Here is a 25,737-nt window from a genome sequence, read left to right as displayed (position 1 = left end):
CCGTATGCGGGACCTTGACTGTATGCCAGGTGTAAGGGACGCCTTGACTGACGTTTTTTGCCGGTGATCCCGGCCTACCAAGGTGTGATTCATGACCTCGACTTCCGTCGCCTCGCCGAGTTTCGGCGATCTGGCCCTGCTGCCCTCCGTTCTCTCCGCTATCGAGACGCTCGGTTACGAAACGCCGTCACCGATCCAGGCACAGACCATTCCAGCCCTGCTGGAAGGCCGCGACATGCTGGGCCAGGCCCAGACCGGTACCGGCAAGACCGCCGCCTTTGCCTTGCCGATTCTCTCGCGTCTCGAACTCGGGCGTCGTGAGCCTCAGGTGCTGGTGCTGGCACCGACGCGTGAACTGGCGCAACAGGTCGCCGCGTCCTTCTCCAAGTATGGCCAGAACCTCAAGGGCCTGGAAGTGGCGACCCTGTGCGGCGGCATGGAATACCGGGACCAACTGCAGGCACTGCGCCGTGGTGCACAGGTCGTGGTCGGCACGCCCGGTCGGGTCATCGATCACCTGGATCGCGGCAGCCTCAAGCTCGGCGGACTCTCCGCCCTGGTGCTGGACGAGGCTGATGAGATGCTGCGCATGGGCTTCATTGACGACGTCAAGCGTGTGGTTGCTGATACCCCGCAGGATGCCCAGCGCGTGTTCTTCTCCGCGACTCTGCCCACCGAGATCGAGCGCATCGTCAACCAGTACCTGGTGGATCCGGTCAAGGTGGCCATCGAATCGCGTGCTTCCAGCGGCGATAACATCGAACAGCGCCGGGTGCGCATCGATGGTGGTGCCAAGCTCGAGGCCCTGTCACGCATTCTCGAAGTGGAGCCCGTCGACGCGGCGATCGTCTTCGTCCGCACCCGGGCGGCATGCACCACCCTGATGGAACAGCTTTCGGCGCGTGGCCTGAGTGTGGCGAGTCTGTCCGGTGATCTGGACCAGAGTCTGCGTGAGCGCACCATCACGCGTCTCAAGCGCAGCAAGATCGATGTGCTGATCGCCACCGACGTGGCCGCTCGCGGCCTGGACGTACCGCGTATCACGCACGTCATCAACTATGACCTGCCGCAAGATGCCGAGGCTTATACTCACCGCATCGGACGGACAGGTCGTGCCGGTCGCCCTGGCGTCGCCATTACCTTCGCCGGCAACCGCGAAGGTCGCAAGGTCGGCTGGCTCGAGCGTGCCACCGGTCGCAAGATGGAAGACATGGAGTTGCCCGACGAGGCGGCCATTCGCGCCCATCGCGACGAGGTCTTCCATCAGCGCGTGATCGGCTCGCTGACCAAGGATGCCGATACCCAGCGTAGTCTGGTCGAGCGCCTGATGGCGGAAGGCTATGATGCGGCCGAGCTGGCCTGCGCCTTCGCCGCCCTGGCGCGTGCCGATGAAACCCCGATCGGTCGCTTGCAAGCGCCGCGCAAGGAGCGTGCACCTCGCGAAGGCAAGGCACCGCGTCGCGGTGATCGCGACAACCGGGGGCCCAGCGAAGGCATGACGCGTTATCGCGTTGCCGTGGGCCACAAGGACGGCATCAAGCCTGGCCAACTGGTCGGGGCACTGGCCAATGAAGGCGGTATCGAGGGCAACCGGATCGGGCGGATCGACATTCGCAATGCCTTTTCCGTCGTCGAGTTGCCGAGTGGCTTGCCGTCCAGCATCCTGGCCAAGATGTCGCGAGCCCGGGTCGGTGGTCGCCCGCTGGAAATCAGCGAGGACCGCGCACCGCGTCGTCAGCGCGAGGATGAGGCGGGCCGTCGCGAACGGGCCTGATCACGGCACCGCCCGATAGGCGGTTGTCGATGGGTATCGAGGCAGGCCGGGGAAATCCCCCGGCCTGCTTGCTTTTATAAGCATCCTTTGATGATGTCTGGCAAGAACCGGTGAGGTATCAGCCATGTGGAAGCGACTGCCGTTCCGCCTGCGGGGCTATCTGATCACCATGACCGGGGTGCTCCTGCTGTCGCCGGATGCCCTGTTGATCAAGGATACCCAGGCCGAGGTGGCGATCTTCATGTTCTGGCGCGGCTTGCTGCTGGGGGCTGTGCTGGCAGCGATCGCTGCCTTGCGGTATCGCACGCGGCTGCCAGAGGCCATTCGTGCCTGTGGTGCTGCCGCCTGGTGGTGTCCGCTGGCATTCGCCGGCAGCGCCTGGGCGTTTGTCTGTGCCGCGCGCCTGACTGCCGCCGGCAACGTCCTGGTGATGATGAACCTGGCGCCGCTGGTAGCGGGTCTGATCGGCATGGTGGTCTTCGGTCAACGATTGCGCCGCCAGACCTGGGTGGTGATTGCCGTGTGCGTGACAGGGGCCTGCTTGATGGCGGCGGGCGAGATCGGCCAGGGCAGCCCCCTGGGGCTGGCGATTGCCCTGTTCGTGCCGATCTCCATTGCGGTCAATACCACGGTGGCCAGTGTTCAGCGTGGCGACCGACAGCGTGGCGTGGACACCACGGTCGTGCTGCCGCTGGGGTGCCTGGCGATGCTGGTACCGGCGGTATTGCTGGGCGGGATGCAACTACCGCCGCCCGAGGACGTACAGCGCCTGGCGCTGCTGGCACTGTTCCTGCCGGCCGCCTATTTCCTGATCCAGACCGGCCCACGTTACTTGCCTGGTGCCGAGGTCAGTCTGGTGATGCTGCTGGAAACCCTGGTCGGCGCCCTGCTGGTGTGGTGGTGGCTGGATGAGGTGCCGCCGCCACTGGCCTTCGTGGGCGGCGGCATGATCGTCGCTGCCATGCTGGTCAGTGGGCTCCGCGATCTCTATCGCCAACGCCGCAAGGCCGCTGCCGGTGCACCCGACGAGCGACTCCTGCAGGAACAGGCCATGCAACAGCAAGTCCATGCAGCAGGCGACAAGGAATAGCGCTTAAACGTCGGTGTGCGACCTTACCTGGTCGGCAAGGCGGCACCTGCGATCAAGGTGTCACCTTGCCGATGCCGACAGTCGCTCGCCCAGGGCCGTCATGAAGTGCTCTCCCGCCGCCAGTTGCTCGAGATCGATGTACTCATCCGGCTGATGAGCCTGGCTGATGCTGCCGGGGCCACAGATGATGGTGGAGAGTCCCTGGCGCTGGAATTGGCCTGCCTCGGTGGCATAGGCCACCGCCGACGCTTCGATATCGCTGCCCAGCAAAGAACGGCAGAGGGCCAGCACCTCGTCGTTGTCGCGGTCGGCCAGCGCGGGCACCGTGACGTTCAGTGCCTCGGTGGCAATGCCGGTTTCCGGTGCGGTTCGTTGCATCTCGGCTTCCAGCTCCGCGGCATAGGCATCGATGCGGCCGCGCAGTGCCTCGAAATCATCGCTCGGCAGATGGCGAACTTCCCACTCGAAGGTACATTGGCGCGCCATGATATTGATCGCCGTGCCGCCCTCGATCCGCCCCACATGCAGGCTGGAATGGGCCACGTTGAAGGCCTCGTCGATGCGCCCCTCGGCCTTGAGCTCGCGCATGACGTCTTCGATCTTCGTCACCAGCCGGGCCGCCACATGAATGGCCGAAACGCCTTGATAGACCTGGCTCGAATGAGCCTCGCGGCCGGTGACCGTGGTGCGCAGATTGGTCGCTCCCTTCTGTGCCACCACGGGCTGCATCAGTGTCGGCTCGCCGACGATCACCGTCGAGGGGCGAGGGTGGTCGGCCATCAGCCGCTCGATCATGCGCGGTGCCCCGACGCAGCCGATCTCCTCGTCGTAGGAGAAGGCCAGCCACAATGGCTTTTCCAGCGTCATCGTCACCCACCTGGGCACCTCCGCCAGGGCGCAGGCGATGAAGCCTTTCATGTCGCAGGTGCCGCGCCCGTAGAGGCGGCCATCGTCGCCGTCGCGCAGCACGAAGGGGTCGCTCGACCACGGTTGACCGTCCACCGGCACCACATCGGTATGCCCGGAAAGTACCACGCCACCTTCCACCGCCGGCCCGATACGCGCCAACAGGTTGGCCTTGCGGCCATCGTCGCTCTCGATGCGCCAATGCTCGACACCATGATCGTCGAGCCAGGCTTCGATCCATTCGATCAGGGCCAGGTTGGAATCTCGCGACACGGTGGCAAAGCCCACCAAGCGCTGTAGTATTTCGGCGGCGGTCATGACGGCTCCAGGCTCAAGAGTTCGGGGGGAGATTAGCATGCGGACGAGGCTGACCGAAGCTGGCGCGGCTCCACAGGCTATAGGCCCCGTCTATCGTGTCGATCGGCTTGCGGGTTTTGCGTGAAATAATTAACACGCTTATTGTGTGCCTCACTTTATCATCTGCAAGATTTTCGCCACAGGAGGCGACGCAATGGCCGATACCTCACTATTCACTCCGCTTCAGCTTGGCAGCCTGAGCCTCCCCAACCGTGTGATCATGGCGCCACTGACTCGGGCACGCACCCCTGACAGCGTTCCCGGCAAGCTGCAGCAGGCCTATTACGGCCAGCGTGCCGGCGCCGGTCTCATCATCAGCGAGGCCACCAACATTTCGCCGACCGCCCGGGGCTATGTCTACACCCCGGGGATCTGGACGGACGAGCAGGAAGCCGGCTGGCAGCAAGTGGTCGATGCGGTGCATGCCAAGGGCGGACGCATTGCCCTGCAGCTCTGGCACGTCGGGCGCGTCTCCCATGAAATGGTGCAGCCCGATGGCCGACAGCCCGTGGCACCCAGCGCATTGAAAGGCGAGGGCGCCCAGTGCTTCGTCGAGTTCGAGGATGGGTCCGCCGGACGGCATCCCACCAGTACGCCTCGCGCGCTGGAGACCGACGAGATTCCGGGCATTGTCGAGGACTATCGTCAGGCCGCCGTGCGGGCCAGGCGAGCCGGCTTCGACATGGTGGAAATACATGCCGCCAATGCCTATCTGCTCAATCAGTTTCTTGCTACCGGTCCCAATCAGCGTACCGATCGCTATGGTGGCTCCATCGAGAATCGCGCGCGTTTCCCGCTGGAAGTGGTCGATGCCGTGGCCGAGGTGTTCGGGGCCGATCGTGTGGGGATCCGTCTCACGCCCTTCATCGAGATCTTCGGTCTCACCGACGATGAACCCGAAGCGATGGCCTTCTATCTGGCCGATCAATTGAACCAGCGTGGCCTGGCCTACCTCCACTTCAACGAGCCTAACTGGGCCGGCGGCGACATCACCTTCCCCGATGGTTTCCGCGAGCAGATTCGTGAGCGCTTCAGAGGCGGCCTGATCTATTGCGGTCACTACGACGCCGAGCGCGCCCGGCAACGTTTCGAGGAAAAGACCGCCGACGCCGTGGCCTTCGGTCGCCCGTTCATCGCCAATCCGGATCTTCCCGAGCGCTTCCGCCTGGGCGCCGCGCTCAATGAGCCGAACCCGGATACTTTCTACGGTGGCGATGCGCCGGGCTATACCGACTACCCCTTCCTCGACAACGGCCACGATCGCAAGGCCTGATAGCGGCAGCGCTGCTCGCGCTTCGCCTGATACAGCAGCCCGGCCAGTGCGCCGGGCTTTGTGCATCAAGGGGGTATGGCATGATGAGGGCAATAGCTGTCGGGGAGACATTTCCTGGGCAAAGCCTTCACCAGGGTGGTTGCGCGGTCGGGTCTAGCGCTGTGCTTAAAGCCCCGGTAGGTTGCATGTTGAACACTGAACGGACGGGGGCTTGTGACCCGATCAACTGCCATATCGCGTTGCGCATGCGGAGACGTCGAACTCGAAGTGACCGGCAGCCCCATCTTGGGTGCGGCCTGTCATTGCGATGATTGCCAGGCGGGCTCGGAACAGATCGAGCGGCTGGACGATGCACCGCCCATCCTCGACGAGGCAGGCGGAACCGCCTATCTGCTCTACCGCAAGGATCGCGTCAGATGCCCCAAAGGGGACGAGCATCTGCGCGATGTCAAGCTCAAGAGCACATCACCCACCAGCCGCATCGTGGCAAGCTGCTGTAATACCTTCATGTACCTCGACTTCCAGAGAGGCCATTGGCTTTCCATGAATAGGGCGCAGTTCGTCGAGTATGACTGGCCTGTGCAGGTACGCATTCAAACTCGCTTCAAGCCTGAAGGCAGTACGATCCCCGACGACGCACCGAGTTACTCGGCCTACCCGTTCAAGCTGATCGGCAAACTCGTCGTGGCGAGGATCGCCATGCTGTTTCATCGCTAGGCGGTTCAAGCCCCTCAATGGCGTGCTACGGGGAGCCAACTGCATGTTCACGACATCGACATGTCGCCGGGAAATGCACACGAAACGCGATTTTTTCGACACGTCCCAGAAACATGTCGATGGCATCGACATTAAAGTAACGTCTGCCCTTATTTTAATTTCGAGCTGAAATTAAAATAATGTACGCCATTATCAAGCGATCGAAAGCCGTATGGACGTCACTGTCTATGTGGAGCATCACTTCAACACTACCAGCGCTAATCAGTCAGATGCTCAAAAGGCCGCCAGGCGACGTGAAGCTGTTCGTGTACAGCTTGACGCCCTTAGCCAGCGCACGATGCCGGATGTGCGCAACGAGTCTCAAAGCGTCGCGGCGAAGAACGTCGGCGAGTCATGCTGATGCCTTTGTGAGAGCCGGTTTGCTGATCGGCACTCACTACCGCTCATCCTTGGTCGCCCGCAACAGCACCCGGTCCATGCCGCGTGTGCTCAGCACTCGTTTGAGCGCGGCGAACAGGTGGGTGGGGAGGGTAACCGCGTAGCGTGGCCTGGGCCGCGGATGTTCCAGGGCATGGATCAACTTGGCGACCACCGCGTCGGCCTCCAGCGCGAAGGGTGTCTTGCCGTCGGGGTTGGCGAGCCGTGCCTCGACCTTTTCGTAGGTCCTGGCGTGGGCGCTGTTGACCGTGTCGATATTGGCCTTGAAGGCGGCGTGGGCGTTCTCGCGAAAGCGGCTGGCGATGGGGCCGGGCTGGATCAGGCTGACATGGATGCCGCTGCCGTTGAGCTCCTGGCGCAGGGTGTCGGTGAGGCCCTCGAGGGCGAACTTGGAACACACGTAGGCGCCTCGGTAGGGCAGGGCGGCGAAACCGAGTACCGAGCTGTTCTGCACGATGCGGCCATGGCCTTGGGCGCGCATCAACGGCAGCACGCGGCTAGTGAGCTCATGGGTGCCCAGCAAATTCGTTTCGAGCTGTTCGCGCAGTACGTCCCGGGTCAGGTCCTCGACGGCACCGGGCTGGCCGTAGGCGCCGTTGTTGAACAGTCCCGTCAGTTCACCGCCGGTGCGTTTCCGCACCTCCGCTACCGTGGCCTCGATCGAGGCGCTGTCGGCGAGGTCCAGTGGCAGAGCCTCCAGGCCTTCCTCCTCGAGACGTGCGACGTCCGCCTCGGCCCGCGCGGTGGCGAAGACTCGCCAGCCGCGCGCCGACATGGCATGTGCGGCGGCATGGCCAATGCCACTTGAACAGCCCGTGATCAGCAGGTTGCGTGTCGAATTCGTCGGGGCTTGCGCCATCTCTGTCTCCTTTCCAACGCCTTGAAGAACAAGTGTGAGGCGTTGTCCACTCGAACGATATGGCCCGTCGGTGGATTCGGCAACGGAAAACGCACGGGACCTGGCAGTGTGAACAATGGAAGAAATGGCTCGCCCATGGCGTTGGTTCAACGTCTAGCCGACGCTGGAGTTGCTAGAGTGATGAGGGAGTGCGCTGGCAAGCCTGCCGCGTGTCGTGATGTGAAGAGAACAATAGCCATGGAGGCATAAGATGAGTGATAGCAAGTACGCGCAGCAAGGCATGTCATTCCGCGAGAGCGTGGAACACATGGTGGATCATGCCATCGAGATCATGGAACTGGACGAGGGCATCGGCAATGCCCTGAAGATCTGTCAGAGCGTGGTACAGGTTTCCTTCCCGGTGGAGGTCAACGGCAAGGCGGAGATCTTCACCGGCTGGCGGGCCACCCACAGCGATCACCGCTTGCCCTCCAAGGGCGGGATTCGCTTCGCGCCGATCGTCGACCAGGATGAAGTGGAAGCCCTGGCGGCGCTGATGACCTACAAGTGCGCCATCGTGGATGTGCCGTTCGGCGGCTCCAAGGGCGGCCTGGTGATCGATCCGCGCCAATACGAGCCGCATCAACTGGAGGCCATTACCCGGCGTTTTGCTCGGGAGTTGATCAACAAGGGGTATCTCAGCCCGGCCCAGAATGTCCCGGCGCCGGACATGGGGACCGGTCCTCGCGAGATGGGCTGGATGGTGGATACCTACCGGCAGATGTTTCCCAATGACATCAACTACATGGGCGCGCTGACCGGCAAGCCGGTGGAGCATGGCGGGGTGCGCGGCCGCAACGAGGCCACCGGCCGCGGTGTGCAGTATGCGCTGCGCGAGCTGTTCCGCCACCCGGAAGAGCTCGAGCGTTGCGGATTGTCCGGCTCGCTCGCCGGCAAGCGCGTCATCGTTCAGGGCCTGGGTAATGTGGGCTACCATGCCGCACATTTCCTGCAGACCGAGGATGACAGCCTGATCACCGCCATCATCGAGCGCGATGGAGCGGTCGTGAACCCCGATGGGCTGGATGTGAGCGCGGTTCGAGAGCATGTCGCCGCGCACGGCGGGGTCAAGGGCTATGCCGGAGGCGAGTACCGCGAAGATGGCATGGCAGTGCTGGAGATGGAGTGCGACATCCTGATTCCGGCCGCCCTGGAAGGCGTGATCACCGTCGACAATGCCGAGCGCATCCAGGCGTCGTTGATCGCCGAGGCGGCCAACGGCCCGGTGACCTTCCTGGCCGACAAGATTCTCCAGGAGCGTGGTGTCGAGATCCTCCCCGATGCCTACTGCAACGCTGGCGGCGTGGTGGTCTCCTACTTCGAGTGGATTCGCAACCTCAACCATGTGCGCTTCGGTCGCCTGGAGCGTCGCTTCCACGAGGCGCGTGGCGAGCAGATCATCGATGCCATCGAGCACGCCACCGGCGTCGAAGTGCCCGAGCATCTGCGCGAGAGGATCGGGCGCGGGGCCGATGAGTTCGACCTGGTGCGCTCCGGTCTGGACGACTCCATGCGTCTGGCTCTGCAGTCGATCATCCGCCTGCGCAATGAGAACCCGAAGATCAACGATTACCGCATGGCCGCCTACGCCCTGGCCATCGAGAAGGTCTCTCGCCACTACAAGGATATCGGTTTTTAGGCAAAGGCTCGCTATCGAGTGCCCGCATTAATCCGAAGATACCAACGCCCCTGCGGGGGCGTTCCTGTTAGGGGGGGGCGCGATGCTGTTGGGTATGCAAGCATTCGACTTCCGGCACACGGTGAGGACTTCACTGCCCCTGTGCCGCCGGCCCGGACATCTCAGGCGTCGTCCGCCATCACTTCCTCGATCCATTCCAGCCAAGTCTGCGTCAGCCGCTGGCCGAGACGCAGCGTGTGCCAGGGAGCGCGCTGCTCAGGTGCCAGTGTCTCGGGAGCGCTGAACCATGTCTGTTCGATCTCGGCATAGGTGGCCAGTCGTTGCTCCAGCTGTTGTTTTAGCACTTTCAGCTCGTGCTGCCGTGCTTCGGTCGGCCAGTCCCGCCAGGCAAAGAACTTGGCGAACAAGGGCTCGCGTACCGGCCCGGCGCTTAACGGCTCGGCCAGCCAGGCCTCCAGCGCCTGCCGACCTGTGGCGGTAAGCTGGTAGACCTTGCGGTCCGGGCGCTCTGATTGCGCCACCGACCGGCATTCGAGCAGCGCGTCGCGACGCATGCGGTCCAGCTCGCGGTAGATCTGCTGATGACTGGCCTGCCAGACATGGGCCAGCCCTGTTCTGAAGCGCTGCAGGATGTCATAACCCGTGCCGGGCTCCTGCTGTAGTGTAATGAGGACAACCGCGCGTAATGACATGAAGCTTCCTGACCCTCTGCCTTTATTATGCATATAGTTGCATATTAAGTCGTGCCCGGCTAGTGTTATGCAACAAGTTGCATGGATTTCGAGAGGGCATCTCATGGCGTTCACGCTGCACCTTTATGCTTCGTTTCTGGCATTGGCGCTTGGCGGACTGGTATTGATGCTGCGCAAGGGAAGCCTGGTACACAGGACCCTGGGGGCTATCTGGGTTAGCAGCATGGTGCTTTCGGCGCTCAGTTCTTTCTGGCTGGGGAGTAGCCTGCTACCTCTGGTTGGTCACTTCGGTCCGGTGCATCTGCTTTCGGTCTGGGTGCTGGTATCCGTTACCGTGGGCCTGATCAGCATACTGAGGCGCAAGGCACGCCAGCACCGCCAATGGATGGTTGGTGCCTATCTCGGTCTGCTGGGAGCTTTCTTCGGCACCCTGATGCCGGGGCGCTGGGTGTCGGCGCAGTTCGGGCTCTGGTAGTGGCTGTCGCCCCTCGGTTGTGGCCATGGTGCCCACGTTACCGGGCAGGGTTGGTGTCGATCAGGTGGCGGGTCTCGGCGATGGCGGCGTCGATGGCGCCGGGGTCGAGGATCAGGCCGATGTGCTCGATGCCGGGCAGGAGCTTGACCGGTACCTCGTGACCGGCGTGCTGGAACACGGGGGCGAAGTGTTCGGCACGGAAGATCTGATCGTCCCGGCCTGCCAGTACGCGCATGGGGCGATCGACCGCTTCCAGGGTGGCGAGGTAATCGGGCCGGGGGCGGTAGTTCTGTGCGAGCGTGAACGAATAGGCTGGCGTCAGCGAAGGGGCGACTTCGTCGTCGACGGCATATCGCATCACGGGCAGATGGTTGAAGGTGTCGATGCCCAACTGGTTGAGCAGCGCGATGGTGATGTAACGGGGCAGTCCGACACTCGTCCAGCCTCCGCTGTCGGGCCGATACGTCGGGGCTTCCTGGCTGATGAAGGGGGCGAGCAGCAGGTAGTGGGCAAACCGTTGCGGGTGTTGGCTACCGGCGACCCGTAGCGCGAAGCCGCCGCCCGAGGAAAAGCCGACGAGGGTGCGTGGCGTGGCGGGCCCGACGGCGTCAATGAAGTCTTGCAGGTCGTCCTCGAGCTGGCCGATGTAGGCGATGTCGCCCCGAGGCCCTGAAGCCCCGTGGCCGCGTACATCCAGTGAGTAGGCGCTGAACCCGGCATCGGCATAGGCCCTGGCGAGCGTGTGCAGGCTGCGGCTGTTGCCGGCAGAGCCATGCAGCAGGACCACGCTGCCGTTGCCGGCGTCACCGCTGGCCTCGGCCGGGTAGTGCCGGTAGGCGAGTTGGCTGCCATCACGCGCCTGGTAGGTATCCAGCTCCGGAAGATCGCGATTGTCGAGCGCCTTGAACGGCCCGTTGATGTCGGTCATGGCAGGCGGCTGTGAAGGGCCGCCGAAAATGAGCGACAGGGCGACGGTACTCAATAACCCGATGCTGACCAGCAGCAATAGACCCATGGCGATTTTCATCAGCCCCTCCTTGGAAACATTGCATAAATGCCTGCGCGCGTAAATCGCTTCGCTATAGCCGCCATCCCTGGCGGCTACCCTGCGGGCCCGTCTAAAGACGGTTCAAATTCGCTCCTGGCGAATTTGTGCGCGGTGCTAGAAACCTCGCCTAACGACTAGTTATGTCTCGTTTTCTGTGCTCCGTGCGCCTTGCGTGACCCACATGGATGTGGGAAATGCGATGGCCCGTCGGGAACGGGCCTAGCCTTCACAGCGCTCGTCTATTTATTCAGCATTTCCCTTTTCAGCGTCGCGTGGCTCACGCATTTTCCAGTGTGGCACGGCTGGTGCCATTGCCGACGGGCGCGATTCGAATCTGCACCGGAATGCGTTCATGCATTTCCTGGACGTGGGAGATCACGCCGACGCGTCGGCCCAGGGCCTGGAGGCCGTCGAGGGCATCCATGGCCAGTGCCAGGGATTCGGGGTCGAGGCTACCGAAGCCCTCGTCGATGAACAGCGATTCGATGGTCAGCTCGCCGGATGCCATCGAGGCCAGGCCCAGTGCCAGAGCCAGCGAGACCAGGAAGGTCTCGCCGCCGGAAAGCGAGTGCACCGAGCGGCGTTCGTCGCCCATGTCGCGGTCGACGACCAGCAGGCCGAGTTCGCTGCCGCCGCGTACCAGGCGATAGCGACGGCTGAGGCCGGTCAAGTGAGTATTGGCGTGCTCCAGTAGCTGTTCGAGATTGTAGGCCTGGGCGATACGCCGGAAGGTCTTGCCGTCGGCGGAGCCGATCAACTCGTTGATCCGGCCCCAGCGGCGATATTCGGTACGGGCCGCTTCCAGCTCGGCCTGGCCCTGCTGCTGGCGCTTTCGCTTGCGGTCGTCGTCGCGCAGGGCGTGCTGGGTCTCGTCGCGGCGCCGCTGGGCGGTCTCGAGCTCTGGCGCGAGAGCCTCGCGTTCATCGATCAGCGCCGTGCGGCGCTCACGGATCGTTTCGTTGGCGCGCTCTCCCAGCAGTGTCTCGTCGTCTTCTACGCCTTCGATCAATGCCGGGTTGCGGCGATGGTCCAGCAGCGCCTGGCGGCGTTCGGCAAGGGTGGCGGTCGCCTTGTGGCGTGCCTGCTCGGCGGCATCCAGTCGCTGATCCTGCTGCCGGGCTTCCGCCTCGCTCTGTTCCAGCAGCCGCGTCAGTGTGGCGTCGTCCAGCGCTGGGTGAGACTGCCGCCATGTGGCCAGCTCGCTATCCAGGGTATCGCGCTCCCGGTGCAAGGCGTCGAGGCGTTGACGCTCATGGTCGCGCTGCTGGGCAAGGCGCTGGGTTTCCTGCCTGGCTTCGTGCAAGCGATTCAGCGCCGCATCCCGGGCTTGATGAGCCTGTGACTGTCGGTTATCGAGGTATTGCTGCCAGGCGTCCGGCGTCGCGTGTTCGCCAAGCCGTGCCTTGAGTCGGGTGGCCAGGTCGTCGTGTTGCGCGCGCAGGGGCGGGAGGCGTTCGGCCAGCTCGGCCAGTTCCTCGTCGAGCGACGCTCGCTGGGTCTCGAGCCGGGCGATGACGAGTTCGTCCTGCTGCAGGGCGCGATCCAACGGGGCCAGCTCGGCTTCGGCCTTGGCCAACTCGTCCAGTATCTGCTGGTGATGCGTCCGCCGTGCTTCGCTGTCAGCGCCTTGCTCGGCAAGCCAGGTGTCTCGCTCGGCCTCATCGATGGCCGACAATTCGGCGTTGAGGGGATGGCCGTGCAGGGCCTGGCGGGCGTCGTCGAGCTGCTGTTCGGCCGCTCGAGCGTCTTGCCGGTGCTGCTTGAGCGTGGCCTCGAGGGCGCTGTATTCGCCGAACAAGGTGTCGCGTTGTTGTTGTGCCTGGTCGCGTTCCTCCTGTGCCTCGCTCAGCTGGCGTTCTTCCTCTGTCTGCTGGGCGGCGAGCTGGGTGGCTTCCGGCGTCGGCGGTGGTTGATGGCGCCAGGGGTGATCGAGGCCACCGCAGACGGGACAGGGCTGGTCCGCTCGCAGGCCCTCGCGCAGCGTGGCCACGCTCTCGCTGCGCACGGCGCGGTTGCGTTCGATGATGGCAGTGACGCTGGCGTAGTGACGGTGCGCTTCATCGAGGCGTCGGCGGGCACGTTGGCCCTGCTCCAGCAGCGTCGTCAGGCGGCGTTCGTCGTCACGGATCTGGTCGGTCAGCCGGCGGTGGGTCGCGGCGGCTCGGCTGGCCTGTTGCCAGCGGCTGGCCAGTTCATCCAGGGCCAGGCGACGCTGGGCGGCCTGGTCGAGCTGGCGTTGAGTCGCTTGGCGAGCGTCCTCCAGTCGCGGGTGATCGCCCATCCGCTGCTTGAGTGTCGCTTGCCGGGCGTCACGTTGCTGGCGTCGCTCGTGTTGCTCGGTCCTGGCCTTCCGGTGACGGGCGTCGAGGTCGGCGAGTTGTTTCTGGCGCTCGGCCTGGGTGGCTTCCCGCTCGGCCAATTGCTGCTGGATGCCGGCGAGTTGCTGCGCCTGGTCGCGGGCTTCGCGTAGCGCGGGGTCGGCGTGCCGGCGTGCCTCGATGGCCTCGTGCAGGGCGTGTTCGGCTTCGGTGTGGGCCTGGCTGGCCTGCTGGTGCGTTGTTTCGCTGGCCTCGAGCGATTCGAGTGTCGTGGCGAGGGTGGCTTCCAGGGTAGCGATCTCGCCGGGCAGGGTGGCCTGACGCGTCAGTCGGTGGCGCTGGGGGAGGATCAGCCGGCGCCACTCGCGGTCGGCGCGGGCATCCGCCAATGCCTGCCAGTCGGCGTCGGCTCGTTGTCGCTGCTGCTCGCCTTCGATGACGGCATGGTTCAGTCGGTCGTCGGTGTCGTGCCAGCGCTGACGGGCGTCCAGTTGGTCCTGCCGTTGCTGGAGATCGATCAGGGCCAGACGGGCCGATTCGGCCTGCTGCTCGAGCTCGACACGAGCCTCCGGTTCGGCGGGCAGGTCGTCGGCGAGCCTGGCTTCCAGGGCGTCGACGCCTTTCTTCGCCTCGCTGGCGCGACGATAGGCGGCGCGCGAGATAGCGGAGTATTCCGCGGTTCCGGTGAGGCGTTCGAGCAGGTCGCTGCGCTCGTTGTCGTCGGCCTTGAGGAAGGCGGAGAACTCGCTCTGGGCCAGCAGCACGGCCCGGGTGAACTGCTCGAAGGTCAGGCCCAGTCGTTCCGGCAGCAGCTTGTCGAACTCGCGCTTCTGGGTGGTCAGCAGGCGGTCATCGTCCAGATCGCGCAGCGACTGATCGACGGCTTGCAGGCGTCCGTCGGCCTTGTCGCGGGCGCGGCGCACCGACCAGCGGGCGCGGTAGCGATGGCCGTCGCGGCCCAGAAAGTCGACCTCGGCATGACCGCTGGCGGTCCCCCGGCGCAACAGGGTGCGGGGATCGCTGGTGGTGAGCGACTGTCCGGCGGGGTCGTCGACCTGGCTGTCGCGGTTAGGGGCCTGACGGAGGCGCGGCGTGTTGCCGTAGAGCGCCAGGCACAGGGCATCCAGCAGGGTGCTCTTGCCGGCGCCGGTGGGGCCGGTAATGGCGAACAGGCCGGCCTCGGCCAGTGGCGCGTCGGTGAAGTCGAGTTCCAGCGGGCCGGGCAACGAGGCCAGGTTGGCCAGGCGCAGGGCGAGAATCTTCATGCGTCGGCCTCCGGGTCGTCGAGCACGTCCTGGTGCAGGCGGTCGAAGTCGGCCAGGACGTCGTCGCCGGGCGGGGTGTCCCAGCGCTCTTGCCAGGTGCGTTCGAAGAGCTTGCGCGGTCCCAGCGTCTGCAGGTCGATGCGTGCCGAGGTGGTGTCGCTTTCGGTTTCGGGCAGGCGGCGGGAGAGTCGCAGCAGGCGCAGTGCCTTGCCTTCCAGGGCCGACTCCACTCGTGCGCGAAGGTCGGGTGCCGGGGCGTCGAGCTTGACGCTGACCTCCAGCCATGGCCAACGCTCACGCGGCAGGTCAGGGTCGTCGTCCAGAGCTTCGAGGCTGGCCAGCACGTCATTCAACGGAGCCGGACCGAGACGATGCATGGCCACGGGACGCGGCACGGGAAGCGCTTCGCTACTGGTCAACCGCTCGTCATCCAGGCAGACCTCCACGACCTGATGAGGATAATCGACCTCGCTGAAATCTAGTGGCAGGGGACTGCCGCTGTAGCGAATGCGTGCCTCGCCGACCTGTTGGGCGCGGTGCAGGTGGCCGAGCGCCACATAGGCGATGTCGTCCGGGAAGAGGGCGGCGGAAATCGACTCTTCGCCGCCGATCACGATGGGGCGTTCGCTGGCCTCGGAGACAGTGGCGCCATGCAGATGAGCGTGGCTCATGGCGACCAGTGCCTGGCCGGGGTCGCGTCGCCGCCGGGCGGCGTCGATCAGCCGCTCATGAACGCCGGTGATGCCGCTGACATAGTCCTCGGCGTCGCGCCCGGTGACCTCGGCGGGCCGCAGGAATGGCAGCGCCAGGCACCAGGCCTGCGTTTCGCCGGCCGCATCGGTGAGCGGCACCAGCAGGTGGTCGGCGTCGAGTTCTCCGTCCTCCCGCCAGACGACGCGCCCCAGGGCATGGGTGCGCAGGCGGCGCATCAAGGGCGCGGGGAGTTCAAGGCGGTTACCGCTGTCGTGGTTGCCGGCAATCAGTACGATATCCAGTTGCGGCAGCCGCTCATGGGCGGTGACGATGAAGTCGTACAAGAGTTCCTGGGCGCGCAATGAGGGATTGACCACATCGAAGATATCGCCGGCGACCAGCAGGGCATCGGCGTCGCGCTCGATCAGGGTCTCGAGCAGCCAGTCGAGAAAGGCGCGGTGCTCCGTGTGGCGCTCCTGGCCATGGAAGCTCTGGCCCAGGTGCCAGTCGGCGGTGTGGATCAGTCTCAGCATGGGCGCCCCGGTGACTCATCGTAAATCAAGAGCCGTAGTCTAACCCGAGTGACGGCCATGAATCAGGAATCCCGAATAATGCCCCGTCCTCCCTTGCATGACTGGAATCTTGCGCCGAAAGCGGCCATCGAGTTGCAGAAACGGCTGGCGAGCCGTGTGGAATGTCAGGATCGACTCGAGTCGGTCGGCCGTATCGCCGGTGTGGATATCGGCTTCGAGGCCGGTGGCGAGGTCACTCGTGCGGCGGTGGTGGTGCTGGCCTGGCCGCCGCTCGCTACCGGCGAGTTCGAGGTGGTGGAGCAGGTCGTGCATCGCGAGCCGACGCGCATGCCCTATATCCCCGGCCTGTTGTCGTTTCGCGAGGTGCCGGCGGCCCTGGCTGCCTTCGACAAGCTGACGACGAAGCCGCAACTGGTCATGGTCGACGGCCAGGGCATCGCCCATCCGAGGCGGCTTGGTGTGGCCAGCCATCTCGGACTATGGCTCGACCTGCCGACCATCGGGATCGCCAAGAAACGGTTGTGTGGCCGTCATGCCGAGCCAGGAAGCGAGAAGGGCGACTGGATGCCACTCATGGACGGCGAGGACACCATCGGTGCCGTGCTGCGTTCTCGACCTCGCGTGAAACCGGTGTTCGTGTCGCCTGGCCACCGATTGTGCCTGGATTCCGCCCTGGCGTGGGTGGTGGCTTGCCTGGGCCGTACCAAGTTGCCTGAGCCGACCCGTCTGGCGGATCGGCTGGCATCGCGGAGAGGTTGAGGGCGGATCCTGGCCACTTCAGGCGAAGCCGCCGTTGGCGCGCAGGACCTGGGCGTTGATCCAGCTACCCTGTGGGCCGGCCAGGAAGGCGACGGCGTCGGCCAGGGATTGCCCGAGGTCCTCGGGAACGTCATGTACGACACCGGCGGAGATGGTGGCTCTGGCCATGAGGTGTCCTGTCTGCATGGGGGCTGTCAGGTGAACACTAGCCAGCTGCCGTAGGCGACCAGTGCCAAGCCGAGCATGTTGGCCAGGCGTTGCCAGGGGGCGATGACCTTCTCCAGCAGGATGACCAGCGTAAGCAGGGCCATCCAGGCTAGGCTCATCACGCCCCCCACGAACATCAAGGCCATCAAGGCCCAGCAGCAGCCCGCACAGTAGAGGCCAAGCCGGATGCCGGCGCCCAGTGCGTGGTGCCGCCGAGTCGGGAAGCCCTCGGCGACCATGCCCAGCGGGCTACGGCAATAGCGCAGGCAGGCGCGCTTCCAGGGCGTCCACTGAAAGACGCCGGCTGTTATCAGTAGCAGCCCGGCCAGCAGGCTGCCACTCAAGGCTTGGGCGGGGGTCAGCAGTCCCGAGGCATGAAGCCCCCACTGGGTGGCCGTCGCCAGCGCCGAGTATCCTGCCCAGGCGAGCAGGTAGCCGAGCGTGAACAGGTAGGGCAGCGCCTCATCCTTGCTGGCTTGTGGTCGAGCCGCGGCGAACATCAGGATGCCCGGCGCGGCACTCGGCAGCATCATACCGACCATCATGACCATCCACATGATGAAGGTGGCCCCGGGCTGGAAGGGCATGGGAGCATCCATGGCCGGCATGCCGCCGGCCATCCGGTACAGGTACCACCAGCTCAACATGACTGCCAGGGCCAGGCAGGCGAGGAGCAGGGCGCGGCCGTGGCGAAGTGTCTGCAAGGAAATGGCTGGCATCTCGAACACCTCCTTGACGCATTACGTCGCCTGATACTGGAACGCGGAATAGAAGGCAGTGCGCCCGCTGAAGTGCCAGTCCAGGCCGTAGCCGCGATGCGAGACGTGATCCGATTTTGCCACCGTGCCGGTGTTGCCCGGTGCCACCGCGACAGGATGGCCGCTGATGGTGACCGCTTCGCCGCCTTGCCCTTCGATGGCCCTCAGCGACGCGTCGGCGAGCTCGCCCACGTCGAGCTGGTGATGGCGGTCGTCGATGTCATAGCGCATCGGCACCGATTCGACGCCCAGTATCTCGCCGATAAAACCTGCCAGGGTGGCCGGATGTCCACCGACGGATCCACCGAAGATCTGCACCAGGGCATCATGCTGTTGCTGGCTGGCTCGCGAATCGATATATACCACTATCTTCCAGTCGCCGGCGGTCATGTTGCCTGGGGTGTGCAAGGCCATGGCCAGGTTCAATCCATCGAGAGCGAGGTCATCCATGTTGCCCTGGTCGATGTGCCATGCCACCAGGGCATCGCAGGTGCCCTCCGTGGGGTCGCCGCCGAACAGGCAGGGGCAGGCGCCCTTGCAGGTGCAGGCCTCGAAATATGTGCCTTCGACTTGCCATTGCGCGGTCATGAACGTGCCTCCTCTTCATCGGGCTTGCCTGTGCCGACATGACATCACGCGATGTCATGATTCTCGGGTCGTGTTCAGGAAATATTGCCTTCATTCAGGTATAGCGCCTTGGCGGAAGGCCCTCCCGAGAAGTCGATGAGAATTCCATGAGAAATGCCACGCGATAATGACATGGTGGCGCTGATGCCTTGCTAGTCTGAGAAGAGATGGCACACGGGGTGACGCGATGGCCGGTCCGACAGGATTCATCCCGGGGCCTTCGGATGCGTTGGTCGGCCGGGAAGTGGCGTTAGAGCGATTGATGACCCTGCTCGACGCGACGGGGCCCACGATGATGTGGGTGCATGGCGTTGCGGGCATTGGCAAGAGCGCGCTGCTGAGTCACTTCGCGCATGTCGCCAGTCGTGGCGGTGCCTGCTGCCTGTGCCTGGATGGTCGGGAAATCGAACCAACGCCCGAGGGGTTCCTGGCGGCTCTGGGCGAGGCGGCGCAGCTCGAGCTCGATGCACCGGACGACCTGGCTTACCTTTCGGGAGGGCAGGAAGGCACGACACTGATCATCAGCGTGGATGCCATCGAGTCGCTTCGCCTGTTGGAAACATGGCTGCGCACCACGCTGATGCCACGGTTGCCCGAGGGCGTGCGGTTGCTGTTCAGCGGGCGTCATCGGCCGGCAACGGGGTGGTTCGGCGGCCCCTCGGGGTGCGAGCTGCGATCGATGCAGCTGGGCCCCCTGACGATGTCCGAGGCAGTTCGATGGCTGGAATGCCTGGGATTCTCCGAGCCGCAGGCCAGGGGGCTGAACAGGCGGTTGCACGGCCATCCGCTGGCGATCCAGCTGGCCGCTGCCACCTTGCCCGCACGGCCCGACTTCCAACTGCCCGATGCCTCCTTGCAACACATCATGGATGCGCTCTCCGATCTCTACCTGGCGGATCACCCGGATCCGTTCCAGCGCCAGTTACTGGAGGGGGCCAGTGTGGTGCGCCGCGTTACCGAACCGCTGCTGAAGGCGATGTTTCCCGAGGCCTCGCCTACCGATGCCTATGCTCGACTGCGCACACTCGATTTCATCGAGGCTCTGCCGGATGGGTTGGGTCTGCATGAGATGGTTCGCGAGGCACTCGGCAGGAGTCTGCTCGCGCGTGATCCGCAGCGGCACGCCGACTATCGCCGCCGAGCCTGGCAGGCGCTGGTGGCGCAGACGAGCGGTTCCGGGCGCCGCGAACTCTGGCGGTGTACCGCCGATCTGCTCTACCTGGTCGAGAACCCGGTCGTGCGGGAGGCCTTCTTTCCCACCGATCGTCCCGAGCTGGTGGTGGAACCGGCCCAGCCTTCGGATAGCGACAGCGTGCGGGATATCGTCGACCGGCATGAAAGTCCCGAAGGCGCGCGTGCCTTGTGGCGGTGGTGGCAGACCATGCCAGAGGCCTTCTGGGTGGTGCGCGATGCCTGTGGCGAGTGCCAGGGCGTATGTTGTCGATTCGATCCGCGGCAGGCATCTTCCGAATGCCTGGCCGAGGATCCCGTCACAGCCGCCTGGTGCGGTGCGCTGGAGGAGCGCCCGGTACCCGAAGGGCAGCGGGTGCTGTTCATTCGTCGCTGGCTGGGGCGCGACGACGGTGAGAGGCCGGGGGAGGTCCAGGCCGCCTGCTGGCTGGCCCTCAAGGGGGATTACATGGCGATGCGCCCGGCGCTGCGTCGCGTCTATCTGGTGCTCGCCGACCTGTCCCCCTATGCGGCGGTTGCCGAAACGCTGGGCTTTCAGCCACTGTCGCACCATCGCGTGCTCCTGGATGGATGCGAGCACACCACAGCGGTACTCGATTTCGGGCCGCGGTCGGTGGATGGCTGGCTGGCGCGGCTGGCGGCCGCGGAACTGGGGTTGCCTGGCGAGGATGTCTGGCTGGATCGGCAGGCGCACGAGCTGATTCGGCAGGAGCGGCGCATCTCCCTGACGCCCCTGGAGTTCGGGGTCCTGGCGTATCTATCGGATCGTCCGGGCGAGGCGGTAGGCCGCGAGCAACTGCTGAAAGAGGTCTGGGGAAGTCACTATACGGGCTGGAGCAACAAGGTGGATGCCGTGGTGGTGGGGCTGCGACGCAAGCTGGGCGAGGACGCCGACCGCATCGAGACGGTGGCCGGCGTCGGTTATCGTTATCGGCGACGTGCCGACAACGCATCATCGCAAGGGGCCATCCAGGGAGCTGCCGATTGAGCTCTGGCGTATGACGACGGCTCGCGACATGGATAGCCACCAATCGTATACTGCGCTTCCATTCTCCCGACGAGCCGCCCATGACCCATCCTGCCGATCCGCTTGCCGCCACCCGTGCCTGGGTTGAATCCTTCGTGGTCGGTCGCGAGATCTGTCCCTTTGCGGGACGTGAAGTCGCCCGCGACAGCATTCGTTATGTGACGGTGGCGACCATGGAACTGGAGGACGCCCTGCTGCGGCTGATGGAGGAATGCTGGCACCTCGATGCGCACCCGGAAACCGAGACGACCCTGCTGATACTGAGTGAAGGACTGTCGGACTTTGACGATTACCTGGATGCGCTGGGGCTGGCCGAGGCGCTGCTGGTGGAGCAGGGGTACGAGGGGACCTATCAGCTGGCGAGCTTTCATCCGGAGTATCAGTTCGAGGGCGAGGTCGAGGATGCACCGCGTAACTTCACCAATCGGTCGCCCTGGCCGATGTGGCATCTGATCCGCGAGGCCGGGCTCGAGCGTGCCCTGGCCCATTACCCCGACCCCGAGGCCATTCCCGCGCGTAACGCGGTCCGGATGCAGGCGTTGGGCACCGAGCGGCTGGCTGCCTCCCTGGCGGCGTTACGTGGTATCGGGCGATAATCTCACGAGGGCGGGCAGATGGTTCATACCAGAGCCAGCCAGGTGTCGCTGAGCCAGCGTCCGACGTGTGCGATCTCGTCCTCCGTGGCGCCGGCATAGCCGAGTACCAGTCCCGGCTGGCCTGGTGCCTGCAGGTAATAACCGGAAAGGGGCGATAGCCGCAGGCCGGCTTCCTCTCCCCGCTGAAGCAGTTCGCGTTCCAGTTCGTGGCTTGCCAGGTAGGCGACCAGGTGCATTCCCGCATGGCCGGACGAGAGTTCGAGGCCGCGGGCAATCGCCGGGGCCAGAGCGCGGCGCAGTGCTGTCTGTCGAGTGCGATAGCACTTGCGCATGCGTGCCACGTGGCGCGAGAAATGCCCTTCGGCGATGAAGTCGGCCAGCGCCGCCTGGGTTACGTACTGTCCTTCCCGGTGCAGGCGAGCGTTGACGCGCTGGAAGGTCGCCACCAGCGGCGGAGGCAAGACCAGATAGCCCAGTCGTAGCCCCGGATAGAGGACCTTGCTGAAGGTGCCGACATAGATCACCGGGGCGTTGTCCATCAGCCCCTGGAGCGAGGCAATCGGTGCGCTGGTATAGCGAAACTCGCTGTCGTAGTCGTCCTCGATGATCCAGGCGCCATGCTGCTGGGCGAGCCCCAGCAGCGCCGTACGGCGCGCCAGTGACAGCGTCGTGCCGCTGGGGTACTGGTGGGATGGCGTCACGTAGATCAGCCTGGGTGATGGCGTTCCGGCGGGAAGCGACGCGACATTCAGGCCTTCATCGTCTACCGCCACCGGGCGCAGCGTCAGCCCCGCCGAGGCGAAGCAGGCCTGCGCACCGCCGTAACCCGGCTCCTCCAGCCAGACGTCATCTCCAACATCGGCGAGCAGCCGTGCGATCAGTTCGAAACCCTGCTGTGCGCCCTGGGTGATCAAGATCTGCTCGGGCTGGCAGCGTACCGAACGCGATAGCCGCAGGTAGTCGCACAGCGCCTCGCGCAGTGCGCTCACGCCGCCTTCATTCCGGTAATCGAACCAGTCGACGGGGGCTCGCTGCTGGTGACGTCGCAGCAAGCGTTGCCAGCGTTCGCGGGGGAAGCGATCCAGCGCCGGCACGCCCGGTGCGAAGGCAGTATGACGAGCGCTCGGGGGTGTCGTGAAATCGAGAAGGCGTTCGCCGCGACGCGAGAGCGTCACGGGCGACGTCGTCTGGACGTCGAGGTGCTCTCGGGGTCCCCATTGCCAGTCGGCAACGAAGACGCCGGCACCGGGACGCGATGCCAGGAAGCCTTCGGCGATGAGACGGTCGACCGCGCCCAGCACGGTGTTGCGCCCGATACCCAGTTCGCTTGCCAGCTGCCGGGACGAGGGCAGGGCGCTCCCCGGGGCAAGCTGGCCCTGCTGGATGCCGTCGCGCAGGGTTTCGTAAAGGCGCTGGCCGAGGGTACGGGCGCCCGGCTCGGCCAGGCGAAGGTTCAGTGCCTCCTGAATCCAGAGTCGATGGGCATTCGGATCAGTCACTGGTCCCCCATATATCGGCAGAATTGGTTCTTCTTGAGGGACCATTATGTCGACAGACTGGCGGTTCGTCACATCCAAAGGTGGGCCTTGCCATGATCTCGATTGTCCGTGCAACTCATGAACGACTCGACGACCTCATCCCCCTGGTCGACGGTTATCGCCGGTTTTATCGTCAGCCCAGCGACCCCGATGGCGCTCGACGTTTCATGGAGGCGCGTTTCGATAAGGGCGATGCCTACGTGCTGCTGGCTCTCGATGATGACCGCCAGGCCGTCGGTTTCGGGCAACTCTTTCCGGTACCTTCCACGACCAGCCTGTCATCGCGCTGGATTCTCAATGACCTGTTCGTCATGCCCGACGCGCGCCGTCAGGGCGCCGGGAGCGCCTTGCTGGAAGCGGCCCGGGAACTGGCCCGTGCTCATGGTATTCCGCAGTTGATGCTGCGGACCCAGGTCGAGAACGCGACGGCCAAGGCCCGCTACCATGCGCTTGGCTGGCAGCGCGACGAGGCGTTCGATACTTATCTGCTGACGGTCGAGGGCAATGTCTCATGACGCGAGCCTGCAACGCATACGGACAGCCGGTCGGCCCCGACATCGGTCACTGGCAACCCCCGTCAGGGCTCGATGCCGAGGGCCTTGAGGGGCGATTCTGTCGGCTGGAGCCGTTGGATGCCAAGCGCCATGCCGCGGCCTTGTGGCAGGCATGGCAGGCGCCGGATCCGGAGATCGAGAACGATACCGAAGGGCGTGCCCGCTGGACCTATCTCGGTGGTCGCCCCTTCGACGACGAGGCCGGCTGCCGAGCCTGGCTGGCATACATGAGCACGGAGCGGGACCTGCTGTGTTACGCCGTGGTCAATCCCGTCGACGGGCAGGCGGCCGGCATGGCGGCGTATCTCAATATCGTGCCGGTGGATGGACGGATCGAGATCGGCCATCTCAGCTTCGCGCCCCGCATGGCGAGAACCCCGCTGTCCAGCGAGGCATTGATGGTGATGATGGCTCATGCCTTCGACCAGGGGTATCGGCGTCTCGAATGGAAGTGCGATGCGCTGAACGCTCCTTCACGCCGCGCCGCCGAGCGGCTGGGTTTCCGCTTCGAGGGCATCTTTCGCCAGCACCGGGTCGTGGCAGGGCGCAACCGGGATACCGCCTGGTTCTCGATACTGGACGATGAGTGGCCGGCGATTCGCGAATGTCACCGCCGCTGGCTGGCCCCCGAGAACTTCGATGCGGCGGGGTGCCAGCATCGGTCGCTGTCGTCGATGACCGCTTCCCTGCCACCCGCCACCTCCCGACCTTGAGTGCGAGTCATGTATCAACCACCCCAGTTCCGACTCGATCGTGCCGAATGCCACCGGGCCATCGAGGCCGCCCCCTTCGCCACCCTGGTGACCCGGGAGGCTTCCGGTGCACCAGATGCCGATCACTTGCCGCTCCTGCTGACACCGGCGGCGGATGAGCGATCGCCCGACAGACTGTGTGGCCATATCGCGCGTGCCAACCCGCTTGCTCATCGCCTTGAAGAGGGCATGGACGAGGTCGAGGCGCTGGCGATCTTTCATGGTCCTCAGGCCTATATCACCCCGAGCTGGTATCCGGCCAAGCAAGCGCACGGCAAGGTGGTGCCGACCTGGAACTATCAGGTGGTGCACGTGCATGGCAGGCTGCGCCTGATCGACGATCCGCACTGGCTCCATGAGATGGTGGTGGCGCTCACCGAGCGCTTCGAGAGCGAACGGGCGACCCCCTGGCGGGTCAGCGATGCGCCCGACGATTATATCGCGGCGATGTGCCGTGCCATCGTCGGGGTCGAGATCACCGTCGAGCGTCTGGAGGGCAAGCGCAAGGCCAGTCAGCACAAGTCGCTGGAGGAACGCCGGGCGATCTACCAGGGATTGCGAGATGAGTACGGCCATGATGAACAGGATGCCACCTGCCTCGGCGGCATCCCGTCATCATACTCCGCAGGCGATTAGACGATATCCAGTGGCTCCTTGCGCCTGGCCGCCGGAAAGGCGGCGTCGAGCCGGTCCAGGGCCTCATCGTCGAGTGTCGTCTCGAGCATGGCGGCATTGTCGCGCACGTGCTGTGGCTGCACCGCCTTGGGAATGGCGATGACATCACGCTTGCCATCCAGCGGGCGGATGGCCCAGGCCAACAGCAACTGGGCCGATGTGAGGCCGCGTTCGGCGGCCAGTGCCGTGACCTCGGGATGATCGAGCAGCCGGCGGCGCAGACGACCGGCCTGGGCCAGCGGACAGTAAGCCATCAAGGGCATGCCGTGATCGCGCTGCCAGGGACGAAGGCTGTGCTCGATGCCCCGCGAGCCGAGGTGATAGAGCACCTGGTTGATGGCGCAGTCGCTACCGCCCGGCGTGGCACTCAGCGCCTGCATGTCGTCGATGTCGAAGTTGGAGACACCGAAACGGCGGATCTTGCCGGCTTCCCGCAACCGTTCGAAGGCGTCCAAGGTTTCGTCCAGTGGAATGCCGCCGGGCCAGTGCAGAAGGTAGAGGTCCAGATAATCGGTCCCCAGACGTTGCAGACTGCGCTCGCAGGCTGCGATGGCGCTGTCGCGGCCGGCGTTCCAGGGGTAGACCTTGGAGACCAGGAAAGCATCGTCGCGGCGGCCGTGGAGCGCCTCGCCGACCACTTCCTCGGCGCCGCCGTCGCCGTACATCTCGGCGGTATCGATCAGTGTCTGGCCGAGGTCCAGTCCCTGCTGGAGCGCGCGCACCTCGTCGGCACGAGGGGCCAGGCCTTCCCCCATGAACCAGGTGCCCTGGCCGATGGCGGGGAGTTCGATGGCCGGTTCATGGGATGTGGCGTCGAGGCTGATACGGGGCACAGTCGTCATGGCGCATCCTCTTTGGTGAGTTTGATGAACTGTGGTTGTGGAAGTATTTTCCATATATTCTGGTTGCTGGTCGTGCGGGATGCAATGGACCCTTG

General features: G+C 64.8%; 24 protein-coding genes. 13 read left to right on the top strand and 11 right to left on the bottom strand.

Annotation, left to right across the window (positions count from 1 at the left end; all coding sequences use genetic code 11):
* The first annotated feature begins 91 nt into the window (after positions 1–91).
* Together RSO41_RS06725 and RSO41_RS06720 are read left to right on the top strand one after the other, a co-directional pair.
* The gene (locus RSO41_RS06725) at positions 92–1,774 is read left to right on the top strand and encodes a DEAD/DEAH box helicase (protein ID WP_315618313.1); all 1,683 of its coding nucleotides are present in this window, start codon (positions 92–94) and stop codon (positions 1,772–1,774) included.
* Positions 1,775–1,898: 124 nt separating this feature from the next.
* Entirely contained in the window at positions 1,899–2,864 is a 966-nt protein-coding gene (locus tag RSO41_RS06720) for a DMT family transporter (RefSeq protein ID WP_315618312.1), read from the top strand.
* A 60-nt stretch (positions 2,865–2,924) separates the two neighbouring features.
* Here the strand turns inward: RSO41_RS06720 and argE are convergent, their stop codons facing one another.
* Positions 2,925–4,088 (bottom strand): acetylornithine deacetylase, encoded by a 1,164-nt coding sequence (argE, locus tag RSO41_RS06715; RefSeq protein ID WP_315618311.1) that lies wholly within the window; start codon positions 4,086–4,088, stop codon positions 2,925–2,927.
* 193 nt (positions 4,089–4,281) lie between these two features.
* On the opposite strand from argE, the gene RSO41_RS06710 reads away from it, so the two are divergent.
* The 3 genes from RSO41_RS06710 (at position 4,282) to RSO41_RS06700 (ending at position 6,517) form a co-directional block, all read left to right on the top strand.
* The gene (locus tag RSO41_RS06710) at positions 4,282–5,400 is read left to right on the top strand and encodes an alkene reductase (protein ID WP_315618310.1); all 1,119 of its coding nucleotides are present in this window, start codon (positions 4,282–4,284) and stop codon (positions 5,398–5,400) included.
* 213 nt (positions 5,401–5,613) lie between these two features.
* Complete coding sequence (locus RSO41_RS06705; protein ID WP_315618309.1) at positions 5,614–6,117, top strand: GFA family protein; 504 nt, start codon at positions 5,614–5,616, stop codon at positions 6,115–6,117.
* A 211-nt stretch (positions 6,118–6,328) separates the two neighbouring features.
* Positions 6,329–6,517, top strand: a complete 189-nt coding sequence (locus RSO41_RS06700; RefSeq protein ID WP_315618308.1) for a hypothetical protein — start codon at positions 6,329–6,331, stop codon at positions 6,515–6,517.
* Between the two features lie 36 nt (positions 6,518–6,553).
* Here RSO41_RS06700 and RSO41_RS06695 read toward each other — a convergent pair whose 3' ends face one another.
* Entirely contained in the window at positions 6,554–7,414 is an 861-nt protein-coding gene (locus RSO41_RS06695; protein ID WP_315618307.1) for an SDR family oxidoreductase, read from the bottom strand.
* A gap of 250 nt (positions 7,415–7,664) precedes the next feature.
* Between RSO41_RS06695 and RSO41_RS06690 the strand changes: the two genes are divergently transcribed.
* Positions 7,665–9,092, top strand: coding sequence for a Glu/Leu/Phe/Val dehydrogenase (locus tag RSO41_RS06690; protein WP_315618305.1), 1,428 nt, complete (start codon positions 7,665–7,667; stop codon positions 9,090–9,092).
* A 161-nt stretch (positions 9,093–9,253) separates the two neighbouring features.
* Here RSO41_RS06690 and RSO41_RS06685 read toward each other — a convergent pair whose 3' ends face one another.
* Positions 9,254–9,784, bottom strand: coding sequence for a PadR family transcriptional regulator (locus RSO41_RS06685; RefSeq protein WP_315618304.1), 531 nt, complete (start codon positions 9,782–9,784; stop codon positions 9,254–9,256).
* Between the two features lie 103 nt (positions 9,785–9,887).
* Between RSO41_RS06685 and RSO41_RS06680 the strand changes: the two genes are divergently transcribed.
* Complete coding sequence (locus RSO41_RS06680) at positions 9,888–10,259, top strand: DUF2306 domain-containing protein (RefSeq protein WP_315618303.1); 372 nt, start codon at positions 9,888–9,890, stop codon at positions 10,257–10,259.
* A 37-nt stretch (positions 10,260–10,296) separates the two neighbouring features.
* Here the strand turns inward: RSO41_RS06680 and RSO41_RS06675 are convergent, their stop codons facing one another.
* From RSO41_RS06675 to RSO41_RS06665, 3 genes are all read right to left on the bottom strand, one after another.
* Positions 10,297–11,286 (bottom strand): alpha/beta hydrolase, encoded by a 990-nt coding sequence (locus tag RSO41_RS06675; RefSeq protein ID WP_315618302.1) that lies wholly within the window; start codon positions 11,284–11,286, stop codon positions 10,297–10,299.
* A gap of 298 nt (positions 11,287–11,584) precedes the next feature.
* Entirely contained in the window at positions 11,585–14,890 is a 3,306-nt protein-coding gene (locus tag RSO41_RS06670; protein ID WP_315618301.1) for an AAA family ATPase, read from the bottom strand.
* Positions 14,887–16,116, bottom strand: a complete 1,230-nt coding sequence (locus RSO41_RS06665) for an exonuclease SbcCD subunit D (protein ID WP_315618300.1) — start codon at positions 16,114–16,116, stop codon at positions 14,887–14,889. Before RSO41_RS06665 ends, RSO41_RS06670 begins: the two co-directional genes overlap by 4 nt.
* Before the next feature lie 78 nt (positions 16,117–16,194).
* Here RSO41_RS06665 and nfi point away from each other — a divergent pair, with 78 nt between their 5' ends.
* Positions 16,195–16,875 (top strand): deoxyribonuclease V, encoded by a 681-nt coding sequence (gene nfi, locus RSO41_RS06660; protein ID WP_315618299.1) that lies wholly within the window; start codon positions 16,195–16,197, stop codon positions 16,873–16,875.
* A gap of 18 nt (positions 16,876–16,893) precedes the next feature.
* Here nfi and RSO41_RS06655 read toward each other — a convergent pair whose 3' ends face one another.
* From RSO41_RS06655 to RSO41_RS06645, 3 genes are read right to left on the bottom strand one after another with little or no spacing between them, the layout of a single operon-like run.
* Complete coding sequence (locus RSO41_RS06655; protein WP_315618298.1) at positions 16,894–17,043, bottom strand: hypothetical protein; 150 nt, start codon at positions 17,041–17,043, stop codon at positions 16,894–16,896.
* A 26-nt stretch (positions 17,044–17,069) separates the two neighbouring features.
* The gene (locus tag RSO41_RS06650; RefSeq protein WP_315618297.1) at positions 17,070–17,801 is read right to left on the bottom strand and encodes a DUF2182 domain-containing protein; all 732 of its coding nucleotides are present in this window, start codon (positions 17,799–17,801) and stop codon (positions 17,070–17,072) included.
* A gap of 21 nt (positions 17,802–17,822) precedes the next feature.
* Positions 17,823–18,428, bottom strand: coding sequence for a DUF1326 domain-containing protein (locus RSO41_RS06645; protein ID WP_315618296.1), 606 nt, complete (start codon positions 18,426–18,428; stop codon positions 17,823–17,825).
* A 226-nt stretch (positions 18,429–18,654) separates the two neighbouring features.
* Here RSO41_RS06645 and RSO41_RS06640 point away from each other — a divergent pair, with 226 nt between their 5' ends.
* On the top strand, positions 18,655–20,646 hold the full coding sequence (locus tag RSO41_RS06640) for a winged helix-turn-helix domain-containing protein (RefSeq protein WP_315618295.1): 1,992 nt from the start codon (positions 18,655–18,657) through the stop codon (positions 20,644–20,646).
* Between the two features lie 80 nt (positions 20,647–20,726).
* Entirely contained in the window at positions 20,727–21,281 is a 555-nt protein-coding gene (locus tag RSO41_RS06635) for a DUF1415 domain-containing protein (protein ID WP_315618294.1), read from the top strand.
* Between the two features lie 23 nt (positions 21,282–21,304).
* On the opposite strand, the gene RSO41_RS06630 is transcribed toward RSO41_RS06635, so the two are convergent.
* Positions 21,305–22,780: a PLP-dependent aminotransferase family protein gene (locus RSO41_RS06630; protein ID WP_315618293.1), complete on the bottom strand. Its 1,476-nt coding sequence runs from the start codon at positions 22,778–22,780 to the stop codon at positions 21,305–21,307.
* Between the two features lie 92 nt (positions 22,781–22,872).
* Here RSO41_RS06630 and RSO41_RS06625 point away from each other — a divergent pair, with 92 nt between their 5' ends.
* From RSO41_RS06625 to RSO41_RS06615, 3 genes are read left to right on the top strand one after another with little or no spacing between them, the layout of a single operon-like run.
* Complete coding sequence (locus RSO41_RS06625; RefSeq protein ID WP_315618292.1) at positions 22,873–23,334, top strand: GNAT family N-acetyltransferase; 462 nt, start codon at positions 22,873–22,875, stop codon at positions 23,332–23,334.
* Positions 23,331–24,086, top strand: a complete 756-nt coding sequence (locus RSO41_RS06620) for a GNAT family protein (protein WP_315618291.1) — start codon at positions 23,331–23,333, stop codon at positions 24,084–24,086. Before RSO41_RS06625 ends, RSO41_RS06620 begins: the two co-directional genes overlap by 4 nt.
* A 9-nt stretch (positions 24,087–24,095) precedes the next feature.
* Positions 24,096–24,761, top strand: a complete 666-nt coding sequence (locus RSO41_RS06615) for an FMN-binding negative transcriptional regulator (RefSeq protein ID WP_315618290.1) — start codon at positions 24,096–24,098, stop codon at positions 24,759–24,761.
* Here RSO41_RS06615 and RSO41_RS06610 read toward each other — a convergent pair.
* Positions 24,758–25,642: an aldo/keto reductase gene (locus RSO41_RS06610; RefSeq protein WP_315618289.1), complete on the bottom strand. Its 885-nt coding sequence runs from the start codon at positions 25,640–25,642 to the stop codon at positions 24,758–24,760. The genes RSO41_RS06615 and RSO41_RS06610 overlap by 4 nt on opposite strands.
* Positions 25,643–25,737: the final 95 nt, after the last annotated feature.

The sequence above is a fragment of the Halomonas sp. I1 genome, from assembly GCF_032334135.1.
Taxonomy (GTDB): Bacteria; Pseudomonadota; Gammaproteobacteria; order Pseudomonadales; family Halomonadaceae; genus Halomonas.
Note: the sequence above shows the minus strand (reverse complement) of the source record. Positions and strands in the feature narration are given on the sequence as shown.

Excerpts from the sequence above, each read along its gene's own strand:
- RSO41_RS06725 (WP_315618313.1), top strand. The coding sequence starts at position 92 with ATGACCTCGACTTCCGTCGCCTCGCCGAGTTTCGGCGATCTGGCCCTG.
- RSO41_RS06720 (WP_315618312.1), top strand. The coding sequence starts at position 1,899 with ATGTGGAAGCGACTGCCGTTCCGCCTGCGGGGCTATCTGATCACCATG.
- argE (WP_315618311.1), bottom strand. The coding sequence starts at position 4,088 with ATGACCGCCGCCGAAATACTACAGCGCTTGGTGGGCTTTGCCACCGTG.
- RSO41_RS06710 (WP_315618310.1), top strand. The coding sequence starts at position 4,282 with ATGGCCGATACCTCACTATTCACTCCGCTTCAGCTTGGCAGCCTGAGC.
- RSO41_RS06700 (WP_315618308.1), top strand. The coding sequence starts at position 6,329 with ATGGACGTCACTGTCTATGTGGAGCATCACTTCAACACTACCAGCGCT.
- RSO41_RS06695 (WP_315618307.1), bottom strand. The coding sequence starts at position 7,414 with ATGGCGCAAGCCCCGACGAATTCGACACGCAACCTGCTGATCACGGGC.
- RSO41_RS06690 (WP_315618305.1), top strand. The coding sequence starts at position 7,665 with ATGAGTGATAGCAAGTACGCGCAGCAAGGCATGTCATTCCGCGAGAGC.
- RSO41_RS06685 (WP_315618304.1), bottom strand. The coding sequence starts at position 9,784 with ATGTCATTACGCGCGGTTGTCCTCATTACACTACAGCAGGAGCCCGGC.
- RSO41_RS06680 (WP_315618303.1), top strand. The coding sequence starts at position 9,888 with ATGGCGTTCACGCTGCACCTTTATGCTTCGTTTCTGGCATTGGCGCTT.
- RSO41_RS06675 (WP_315618302.1), bottom strand. The coding sequence starts at position 11,286 with ATGAAAATCGCCATGGGTCTATTGCTGCTGGTCAGCATCGGGTTATTG.
- RSO41_RS06670 (WP_315618301.1), bottom strand. The coding sequence starts at position 14,890 with ATGAAGATTCTCGCCCTGCGCCTGGCCAACCTGGCCTCGTTGCCCGGC.
- RSO41_RS06665 (WP_315618300.1), bottom strand. The coding sequence starts at position 16,116 with ATGCTGAGACTGATCCACACCGCCGACTGGCACCTGGGCCAGAGCTTC.
- nfi (WP_315618299.1), top strand. The coding sequence starts at position 16,195 with ATGCCCCGTCCTCCCTTGCATGACTGGAATCTTGCGCCGAAAGCGGCC.
- RSO41_RS06655 (WP_315618298.1), bottom strand. The coding sequence starts at position 17,043 with ATGGCCAGAGCCACCATCTCCGCCGGTGTCGTACATGACGTTCCCGAG.
- RSO41_RS06650 (WP_315618297.1), bottom strand. The coding sequence starts at position 17,801 with ATGCCAGCCATTTCCTTGCAGACACTTCGCCACGGCCGCGCCCTGCTC.
- RSO41_RS06645 (WP_315618296.1), bottom strand. The coding sequence starts at position 18,428 with ATGACCGCGCAATGGCAAGTCGAAGGCACATATTTCGAGGCCTGCACC.
- RSO41_RS06640 (WP_315618295.1), top strand. The coding sequence starts at position 18,655 with ATGGCCGGTCCGACAGGATTCATCCCGGGGCCTTCGGATGCGTTGGTC.
- RSO41_RS06635 (WP_315618294.1), top strand. The coding sequence starts at position 20,727 with ATGACCCATCCTGCCGATCCGCTTGCCGCCACCCGTGCCTGGGTTGAA.
- RSO41_RS06625 (WP_315618292.1), top strand. The coding sequence starts at position 22,873 with ATGATCTCGATTGTCCGTGCAACTCATGAACGACTCGACGACCTCATC.
- RSO41_RS06620 (WP_315618291.1), top strand. The coding sequence starts at position 23,331 with ATGACGCGAGCCTGCAACGCATACGGACAGCCGGTCGGCCCCGACATC.
- RSO41_RS06615 (WP_315618290.1), top strand. The coding sequence starts at position 24,096 with ATGTATCAACCACCCCAGTTCCGACTCGATCGTGCCGAATGCCACCGG.
- RSO41_RS06610 (WP_315618289.1), bottom strand. The coding sequence starts at position 25,642 with ATGACGACTGTGCCCCGTATCAGCCTCGACGCCACATCCCATGAACCG.